We start from the raw sequence: 8,511 nt of genomic DNA on the forward strand, positions 1-8,511 counted from the left end.
GGGCGCCCGGGACGCGGGCGGGGCCCGCCCCGGCCGGAGGGCCGGAGGCGGGCCGCCAGGGAGTCGTGTCGGTCACCGGCCGCCCGCACCCTCGGGGGCCGGGCCGCCCGGTCCGGCGCCGTGGGCGAGGCGTACCGCGGGGCCGTCCACGTCCCCCCGGGAGGGGAGGGCCCACCAGGCGGCCAGGCCGATGATCACTCCGGTCAGGACGGTGGACGGGCCGCCGATGTCCGCGTAGAGGAAGTCGGTCAGCTGCCAGACGAGCAGTCCGACCGCGACCAGCCCGCAGTCCCTGATCCCCCGGTCGGCCCCGCCGGAGGCGAACCGCCGCAGCCCCGCGACCAGGACCGCCGCCCAGCCGCCCGCCAGCGCGGTCAGCCCGATCAGGCCCTGCTCGCTCAGCACCAGCAGGTACATGTTGTGCGGGGAGAGCAGCGGCTGGCGCAGGTACGCCTGGCCCGCGCCCCCGGTGTCGCTGCCGGAGGAGAGCCCGAGCGAGGAGTGGCCGTCCCGGTTGGCGGGGAAGCCCTTGAGGCCCACCCCGGCGGCCGGCCGCTCGCGCCACATCGACTCGGCGGCCGCCCACATCGTGTACCGGTCGGTCACCGACTGGTCGGGCGCGCTGGAGACCTGGGTGATGGAGGCCAGGCGCTCCGTCACCATCTCGGAACCGACGCCGAGTCCGCCGACCAGCACCACGCCCGCCGCGCCGAGCGCGAGGAGTACCTTCAGGGCCCGCCGGATCCCGGCCAGCCCCATCACGAGCACCGCCGCGCCGAGGGTGGCGATCCACGCGCCCCGGCTGAACGACAGCACCAGCGGCAGCACCAGCGCCAGGGCCGCGGCGGTCGCCGACCGCCGGACCCGCCGCGGCAGGCCCGGAGCCAGCGCCACGGCGGTCGCCACGACCAGCCCGTACGCCACCACCGTGGCCATGCCCATCACGTCGCCGGGGCCGAAAGTGCCCACGGCCCGGACGTCCTCGCCCTGGTACGAGGCCCCGGTGTGGGTCGCGTACTGCACGACCCCCACCGCGCCCTGCACCAGCGCCAGCACCACGAAGCACCCGGCGGCCAGCCGGAACTCCCCGGCGTCGCGCACCAGCAGCACGATCGCCGCCGGGACCAGCACGAACACCTGGAGGTAGCGCACGAAGCCGGGCAGGGCGGCGTACGGATCCCCGGCGGTCACGGTCGCGACGGCGAGCCCGACGGCGGGCAGCCCGAGGACGAAGGCCGCGAGCGGGGTGAGGGCCCGCACCCGGCCGCGCAGGGCCTGCACGGCGCAGACGAACACGAGCAGCAGCGAGGCGGCGTCGGCCGGTCCGACCTTGCCGGAGGCGGTCGCGTCCCCCGCGGGCAGCGGGGCGAGGAGGAACAGCACGGTCGCGGCGAGCGGCAGCAGCGGCCAGTGCCGGCGCAGCAGCACCGGCAGCTCGGGCCGTGGCCGGGTCGTCGATACGGCAAGGCTCATGTTCAGCTGCCCCCCAGCCGGAATCGGAAGAACGAGGCCGCGGTGCGGGCCAGGATCCACAGGTCTTGCCACAGCGACCAGGTGTCGATGTAGTGGTTGTCGAAGCGGGCCCGGTCCTCGATGGAGGTGTCGCCGCGCAGGCCGTTGATCTGGGCGAGGCCGGTGATGCCGACGGGCATCCGGTGGCGGGCCTCGTAGCCGGGGTGGACGCTGCTGAACTTGGCGACGAAGAACGGCCGTTCGGGGCGCGGGCCGACCAGGCTCATGTCACCGCGGACCACGTTCCACAGCTGCGGGAGCTCGTCCAGCGAGGACTTGCGCAGGAAGGAGCCGATCGGGCTCATCCGGCGGTCGCCGGCCACCGTCCAGCGGGTGGCGGACTCGTGCGCGTCGGCGCTCAGGGTGCGGAACTTCAGCAGGGTGAAGGGCCGCCCGTACAGGCCGACCCGCTCCTGCCGGAAGATCACCCCCCGCCCGTCGGCGACGCGCACGGCCAGGGCGCAGGCCCCCATCACGGGTGCGGCGGCGATCAGGGCGAGCGAGGCCAGCAGGGAGTCGATGGCCCGCTTCGCGTACCGCTCCAGCGGCCGCGCGGGGCGTGGCAGCAGCGGCTGTACGGCGTACCCCCACAGCTGGTCGGCGGGCTGCGCCACCCGCATGCCGGTGACCTTGGCGGTTCCGGCCGGGTCGGCGAGCCAGAGCCGGCAGCCGTGGTCGTGGAAGAGCCGGACCAGTGAGGCGGTGCGCTCGTCGGCCTCCGGCGGGCGGGTGAACACCGCGTGGCGCACCGCGTTCTGGATGACGGCGCGGCGGATGTCCTCGTGGGTGGCGAGTACGGGCAGGGCGCCGCTCTCGCCGTCGGCCCCGGCGTGGTTCGCGACGGGATCGGCGAGCCCGACGGGGCACAGCCCGTACTCGGGGCGTCCGTGCAGGGCGGCGGCGACGGCGCTCGCCCCGGCGCCGGGGCCGACGACCAGGGTGGAGGCGGGCCTGCGGACGCGGACGCGGCGGCGGAACTGGTTGACGAGTCCGCGCCCCGCGCACGCCAGTACGACCTGGAGGCACACGGCGCCGAGCAGCACGCTCCAGCCGAGGGCCTGCCCGGGCGCGGCGGCGGCCACGACGGCGGCGGCCGCGCACCACACGACGGCGGCCCGTCCGGCCAGCGCGGGCAGTTCGAGGAGCGCGGACGGCGCGAGCCGCGGCCGGTACAGCCCGGCCTGGGCGTGCAGCGCGGCGAGGGCCGCGGCGACGGGTACGGCCGCGGGGGCGGGCAGTTGGAGTCCGGGCAGGGCGGCCGTCGTCACCGCGACGGCCAGCGCGTCGGCGCTCAGCAGCGGGAGCACCCCGTCGCGGCGGCGGGACCGCTGCGGCCGTACGGCAGGACGGGCCTGCTCGGCCTTGGGCCCCCGCGGGGGGTGGATGGCGGTCACGGAACGGCGGACGGCGGTGATGCCGGTGCCGGTACTGCCTACGGAAGGCCCCGTGCCGCCCTGCCCGGTGTGCCGGGCGGGTGCGCTGTCCATCGTCATCGGCTGATGCGCTCCTGGTTCAAGGGCCGGGGCCTGCCCAGCAGTTCGTGGTACAGACCGGTGACCGCGTCCGTGGTCCGCCGCACGTCGAAGTCGGTACGGGCGTGCTGCTGGGCCTGCTCGCCGAGTTCGGCGAGCAGCCGCGGCTCGGCGAGCAGCCGTCCCAGGGCCTTGGCCAGCGCCGTCGGATCCTCCGGTGGCACCAGACAGAGCCGTCCCTGGCCGGGCGGCAGGCTCTCCCGGGCACCGCTGACGTCGGAGACCAGGACCGGACGGCCGCAGGCCATGGCTTCGAGCGGGGCGAGCGCCATGCCTTCCCACCGCGACGGCAGTACAACGAGATCGGCGGCCCGAAGCCACGGTCGGATGTCGCAGGCGGCCCCCGCGAAGAGCACTCCGGGCGGGGCGCCGCGCCGCAGCCGTTCGGTGTCGGGGCCGTCGCCGACGAGCGCGAGCCGGGCCCCGGGGAGGTTCCCGAGCAGTTCCGGCCAGGCCCGCAGCAGGATGTCCTGGCCCTTCTGCTGGCAGATCCGGCCCACGCAGACGACGAGCGGTCCGTCGCCGTCCCGGAAAGCCGTGGGCAGCGACAGTTCGGCGCGGGCGCCGGCCTTGTCCAGGGCGGGGTCCGGGCCGCCCGGGCGGAAGTGGCCGAGGTCGACGCCGTTGCGGATCACCGACCAGCGGGCGGCGATCCCCTCGGACTCACCCGTTCGGCGTTCGGCCTCGCTGACGCAGAGCACCCGGTCGGCCCAGCGGGCGCCGAACCGCTCCCAGCGCAGGGCGAGCGCGGCGGTGGCCCCGCCGACGGCGTCGAAGGACCAGGCGTGCGGCTGGAAGACGGTCGGTACTCTCCCGCGCACGGCGAGCCGGCCGGCCAGCCCGGCCTTGGCGCTGTGGGCGTGCAGGACGTCGGGCCGGACGCGGTCGATCACCCGGCGGGCGGCGAGCACTTCGGCGGGCAGGCCGGGCCCGGGGGCCCGGCCGGCGCGCCAGGTGAGGACCTCGGCCCCGGCGGCGCGGGCGTCTTCCGCGAGCCGGCCGCCGCGCGGGCAGCCGACGACGGGCCGCAGCCCGGCGGCGGACTGGGCGCGGACGAGGTCGACGACGACCCGGGCGACCCCTCCCTCGACGGGCTGGACGAGATGGAGGACGGTCACCTGCGATGGGGTCGGGGGGTGGGCGGTCGAAGGCTGTGTCGACACGTGGAGCGATCTCCTGCGTTCAGCGGCGCGCGTCTGTCTGAACGAAGAGCACACCGAGGAAATGACCCTGGTTTTCGCCCGCGAACCTGAAGGTGAGGTTTCGGGCACCACCGGACAGAGCGGGGCTCAGATCGAAGACGTCCGCGTCATATCCGAGATTATTCAGATGTTCGGGCTGTCGCACGAACGAGGGATGTCCGAATTCCGTGATCGTGGAATTCATAACATCATTAAAAGGATTTTCAGCATCGCTGAGGTTGACCCGGCGCCCGCTGTCGGCCGTCACCGTGAGTGAGTCGCCGAGGGTCCCGCGGTCCCCGTCGTACGCCACCACCCCGACCCGGCCCGCGGACCCGGGCGCAGCGTCGAGACCGGCGAGCTCCACCGTCTCGCCCGAAGCCTCGCCGGGTCCGGCGGCCAGCCCCTCGAAGCCGTCCCACAGCGAGACCCGGCGTACCGGCTCCTGCGGGTGCTCGTAGGCGACCACCAGCGTCCAGCCGCCCCAGGCGCCCACCTCGGAGTGCCCCATGGCGATGTTGAGCTGGGCCACCGTCCACATCCCCGCGCCGCCCTTGCGGACCAGCGGGGTCACGTCGGCGGAGGCCTGGTAGGCGTCGCTCCCCTCGTCGCTGCGGTGCCCGATCACCGTGTCGGCCAGCACCGCCTTGTACGAACCGCCCGGCTCGGCGACCAGCACCCGGCCGTTGTCCTCCGGCGGCTTCTGCTCGCCGACCCGCAGGTTCCCGCCCCAGTACAGCCGGGCGTACGAGACCTTCGCGCCCTGCGGGACCTTGAGCTCGGCGCGGGTGGAGTTGTACGTGTCCGGGTCCTTGTCGACCTCGTCGTAGAACATCTCGAAGTCGCTGTTGACCCCGGCCGCGCCCCGCTTGACCTCGGCGCACGGCTCGGCCTGCTCGGACTCCTCGCGGCGGCAGCCGATGGCCGAGTTCGAGGCCCGGACCAGCCCGCCGTGCTGCACGGCCTGATAACGCTGGGTGAACGGGACCCGGGGCAATTCACGCGTCCCCGGCGGGGCCGCGGCACCAGCCGCGGGCACGTTCGCCGAAAGTGCGAGGCAGGACAGCAGACCGAGTGTGCCGAGGATTCTGCGGGGTGAACCCATGACCCTGTCTCCATTTTCGATCAAGGGGATAAAACAGGAGTGAACTTTGGCAGATATCGGGCTGGAAATCACGTCGGACTCGCACGTACGGCCTTTTGGGCGATGGCACGCACCCTCGCGCATGGCGAGTCGTTATGGAGGTGCCCGTCGTTCGAACCAAAAGGGAAAACGGAGATGGAGAAGGGGCTGCTGCGCGGCGCGGGCCCCGCCTCCGCACACGGCGGGGACGGCACCAGGGCGAACCGCTTCACCGGCGGGCCCCGGGCGTGTTGAGCGGCGACCCGCTCCAGGTCCCGATCGACGTCCCGGTCACCGTCTGCGGCAACACCGTCAACGTGATCGCGCCGCCGAACCCCGCGTTCGGCGACACCTGCGTGAACGCCTGAACGTCAACCGCGCCACCCGAAACGGCGGCATCCGAGTGAATCCTCGCAACCCGGACCGGGCCCCGGCCGTTGATCCGGGTGCTCCAGTACCGGGCAATCCTGCCAAAAAAGGGACGACAATGATCAAGAAGTTTGCAGCCGGCGCAGCGGTTGCCGCCTCCTTCGTGGGCCTGGGTGCCGCCATGGCCCCGCAGGCGATGGCGATCGGGAACGACAACGGCGTCAACACCGTGAACGGCAACGGCGCCTCGCAGATCTACGGCAACCAGGCGACCTACGGGCACATGAGCCCGCAGATGGCGCTGATCCAGGGCTCCTTCAACAAGCCCTGCATCGCCCTGCCCGCCAAGGCCAACGTGCAGTCCGTGCTGGCCCTGATCAACGTCGGCGTCCAGGACATCCCCGTCCTGTCCAGCCCGCAGAACCAGCAGTGCACCGAGAACTCCACCCAGGCCAAGGGCGACGAAGCCCTCTCGCACATCCTGGACAACATCCCGATCCTGTCCGGCAACGTTTCGGCCGGCAGCTGATCGCACCCCGCGCCCCGCGCCAGCGAGGCCGTCGCACCTCCGGGTCGCGGCGGCCTCGCCGCGTGTGAGGCTCTCCGAATTACTCGCAAATCGACCCTGAATTCCGGGCGTGCGAGCATCGGAGTGAATAACTGACCCACCCCCGAAAACTTGTGGTTTCTTTTCCCGGAGCCACTCGTTGTTAATTCTGCAGTGGATACGCCTCTGCGGGAAAGGATCGAAATCAAATGACGTACAAGAAGGCAGTGGTGCTGGCCGCCGGCGTTCTGATGGCCGCCGGTGCCGCCTCCCCCGCCATGGCCGACGCGGTGGCCGACGGTGCGGCCGTGGGCTCCCCGGGCGTCCTCTCCGGCAACCTGATCCAGGTCCCGGTGCACGTGCCCGTGAACCTCTGCGGCAACACCGTCAACATCATCGCGCTGCTGAACCCCACGTTCGGCAACACCTGCGTCAACGCCTGACGAAGCGCCTGTGCCCGCAAGGGCAGACCTCCTCGGGGTGGCCTCGGAGTGCACGGCGGTGCACTCCGAGGCCACCCTCGATTCAGCACCGGCCAGCAGTGCCGGTAGACAGGGAAGGACCCATGCGACAGGTACTGAGCCGACAGGTACTGGGCAAGGGGATGCTCACCGCGGCGGCCGCCTCCAGCCTGCTGTCGATCGCGGGCGCGGCCTACGCGCACACCGGGGCCATGGCCGAAGCCTCGCACTCACCGGGCGTACTGGCCGGCAACAGCGTCTCGGTACCGGTCACCTTCGCGCCGAACGTGTGCGGCAACACCGTGGACGCCGGGGCGGCCCTCAACCCCGCCATGGGCAACAACTGCGCCACCACGACCGGCTCCGACGCCGGGCGCGACTACGAGCGCTACCTCGGCCCCGAACACGCCGAGGCCTTCGAGCGGTACCTCGACGAGCGCGGGGCCCGGCACGCGATGCCGCGGCAGCGGGCCGATGAGCCGCGCGACGAGGCGACCCGGCGGGCGCCCAAGCACGCGGCCCCCAAGCACGCCGCCCCGAAGCACGCGGCGCCGCGGCACGAGGAGACGGCGCGGGACGAAGGCGGCTACGGCGGCTCGGGCGACTCCGGCGAACAGGAATGCGACGACCACCCTCCCCGGTCGAACGCCCACCCGGCACCTCCGGTGCACCACGCTCCCCCGGCACCTCCCCAGCCGGCGCCCGTCGTGGAGCACCCGGCCCCGGCCCCCGTCCCCCCGCCGGCTCCGGCTCCCGCACCGGTCGAGGAGGCGCCCCACACGCTTCCGGCCCCGGCTCCCGTTCAGGAGGAGGCGCCCCACACGCTTCCCGCCCCGGCTCCCGTAGCGGAGCATGCGCCCGCTCCCATGCCGCCGCACGGGAGTCAGATCGTGGAGCACCCGGCGCCGGCGCCCGCACCGGAGGTCGTACCGGAGGTCGTACCGGCAGACCAGCCCCCGGCCGCCCCGGCCGGTGACCTGCCCGTGCCGATGCCCCCGGCACCCGCACCCGCTCCGGCTCCCGCGGCCCTCCCGGCACCGGCTCCGGCTCCCGCCGTGGTCCCCGTACCCGCGCAGGTCTCGGCGCCCGTACTGGCCGAGACGGGTGCGGGGCAGTCCGCCGCCGCGGCGGCCCTCGCCACGGCCCTGATCCTGGGCGGCGCCATTCTGTACCGCAGGTCACGTATCGCCTGACGGCAATACCGGTAATAAGAAGAAACATCGGCCGGAGAGTCCCTCGTCGGATTCTCCGGCCGTTTCCGTTGCCATGTTCGGTTCCGCGTTTCCGCAGCAGCGGGGAATCGTTAGCCATGGCGAAAGCGGCGCACCGGTCGCCGCTGGAAAAGGATTTCGATAATGAAGCTCACGAAGGTCGCCGCTGTCGTCGTCGGCTCCGTTGCCGCCCTCGGCGCCACCGCCCCCGCCTTCGCCGCCGGGGCCCCGACCACCTCGCCGACCATGAGCCTGACGGGCGGGGTGACGGAAACCCTGAACGCCGTCAATCCGGTCTCGCAGGCCCTCCCTCAGACCCTGGGCAACGGCCTAGCCGAGCAGGGCGAGACCGTCAACAAGGTCGTGGGCACCGTGCAGACCGTCAACAAGGTCCGCAACGATGCGCCGGGCGAGGTGATGAAGCTCGCGAACGGGGCCACCCAGGGGTCCCCGATGCTCGGAGGCGTGAAGCTCAACGGCGGCGCCAACTGACGGGCCCGTCCCGCGCGTGGGCAGATACGACCGTGGGCGCCACCGGCCAGGGCCGGGGCGCCCACCGTGGGGTGCGCGGCGGA

General features: G+C 73.2%; 9 protein-coding genes. 5 read left to right on the forward strand and 4 right to left on the reverse strand.

Features of this window, described 5'->3' with window-relative positions; all coding sequences use genetic code 11:
• Positions 1 to 72: 72 nt before the first annotated feature.
• The 4 genes from ACFWB8_RS35815 to ACFWB8_RS35830 all read right to left on the reverse strand — a co-directional run bounded on the left by ACFWB8_RS35815 (position 73) and on the right by ACFWB8_RS35830 (position 5,402).
• Positions 73 to 1,473: an O-antigen ligase family protein gene (locus tag ACFWB8_RS35815; RefSeq protein ID WP_385237110.1), complete on the reverse strand. Its 1,401-nt coding sequence runs from the start codon at positions 1,471 to 1,473 to the stop codon at positions 73 to 75.
• Between the two features lie 2 nt (positions 1,474 to 1,475).
• A complete protein-coding gene (locus ACFWB8_RS35820) occupies positions 1,476 to 3,005 on the reverse strand; it encodes an exopolysaccharide biosynthesis polyprenyl glycosylphosphotransferase (RefSeq protein ID WP_385237113.1) in 1,530 nt (509 codons plus the stop codon).
• The gene (locus ACFWB8_RS35825) at positions 3,002 to 4,162 is read right to left on the reverse strand and encodes a glycosyltransferase family 4 protein (protein WP_385237116.1); all 1,161 of its coding nucleotides are present in this window, start codon (positions 4,160 to 4,162) and stop codon (positions 3,002 to 3,004) included. Before ACFWB8_RS35825 ends, ACFWB8_RS35820 begins: the two co-directional genes overlap by 4 nt.
• A gap of 64 nt (positions 4,163 to 4,226) precedes the next feature.
• Positions 4,227 to 5,402 carry a DUF3344 domain-containing protein gene (locus ACFWB8_RS35830; protein WP_385237119.1) on the reverse strand — a complete coding sequence of 392 codons (1,176 nt, stop codon included), beginning with the start codon at positions 5,400 to 5,402 and terminating at the stop codon, positions 4,227 to 4,229.
• A 62-nt stretch (positions 5,403 to 5,464) separates the two neighbouring features.
• Here ACFWB8_RS35830 and ACFWB8_RS35835 point away from each other — a divergent pair, with 62 nt between their 5' ends.
• The 5 genes from ACFWB8_RS35835 (at position 5,465) to ACFWB8_RS35855 (ending at position 8,428) form a co-directional block, all read left to right on the forward strand.
• Positions 5,465 to 5,716 (forward strand): chaplin, encoded by a 252-nt coding sequence (locus ACFWB8_RS35835; protein ID WP_385237122.1) that lies wholly within the window; start codon positions 5,465 to 5,467, stop codon positions 5,714 to 5,716.
• Positions 5,717 to 5,835: 119 nt separating this feature from the next.
• A complete protein-coding gene (locus tag ACFWB8_RS35840) occupies positions 5,836 to 6,246 on the forward strand; it encodes a rodlin (protein WP_385237125.1) in 411 nt (136 codons plus the stop codon).
• A 227-nt stretch (positions 6,247 to 6,473) separates the two neighbouring features.
• On the forward strand, positions 6,474 to 6,707 hold the full coding sequence (locus ACFWB8_RS35845) for a chaplin (protein WP_385237128.1): 234 nt from the start codon (positions 6,474 to 6,476) through the stop codon (positions 6,705 to 6,707).
• Positions 6,708 to 6,829: 122 nt separating this feature from the next.
• Positions 6,830 to 7,918 carry a chaplin family protein gene (locus tag ACFWB8_RS35850; RefSeq protein WP_385237131.1) on the forward strand — a complete coding sequence of 363 codons (1,089 nt, stop codon included), beginning with the start codon at positions 6,830 to 6,832 and terminating at the stop codon, positions 7,916 to 7,918.
• 162 nt (positions 7,919 to 8,080) lie between these two features.
• Entirely contained in the window at positions 8,081 to 8,428 is a 348-nt protein-coding gene (locus tag ACFWB8_RS35855; RefSeq protein ID WP_385237134.1) for a hypothetical protein, read from the forward strand.
• The last annotated feature ends 83 nt before the right edge of the window (positions 8,429 to 8,511 follow it).

The sequence above is a fragment of the Streptomyces sp. NPDC060031 genome (assembly GCF_042736805.1).
Lineage (GTDB): Bacteria > Actinomycetota > Actinomycetes > Streptomycetales > Streptomycetaceae > Streptomyces.

What these genes read in the sequence shown, in the direction of transcription:
- ACFWB8_RS35815 (WP_385237110.1), bottom strand. Translation starts at nt 1,473, where the DNA reads ATGAGCCTTGCCGTATCGACGACCCGGCCACGGCCCGAGCTGCCGGTG.
- ACFWB8_RS35820 (WP_385237113.1), bottom strand. Translation starts at nt 3,005, where the DNA reads ATGACGATGGACAGCGCACCCGCCCGGCACACCGGGCAGGGCGGCACG.
- ACFWB8_RS35835 (WP_385237122.1), top strand. Translation starts at nt 5,465, where the DNA reads ATGGAGGTGCCCGTCGTTCGAACCAAAAGGGAAAACGGAGATGGAGAA.
- ACFWB8_RS35840 (WP_385237125.1), top strand. Translation starts at nt 5,836, where the DNA reads ATGATCAAGAAGTTTGCAGCCGGCGCAGCGGTTGCCGCCTCCTTCGTG.
- ACFWB8_RS35845 (WP_385237128.1), top strand. Translation starts at nt 6,474, where the DNA reads ATGACGTACAAGAAGGCAGTGGTGCTGGCCGCCGGCGTTCTGATGGCC.
- ACFWB8_RS35850 (WP_385237131.1), top strand. Translation starts at nt 6,830, where the DNA reads ATGCGACAGGTACTGAGCCGACAGGTACTGGGCAAGGGGATGCTCACC.
- ACFWB8_RS35855 (WP_385237134.1), top strand. Translation starts at nt 8,081, where the DNA reads ATGAAGCTCACGAAGGTCGCCGCTGTCGTCGTCGGCTCCGTTGCCGCC.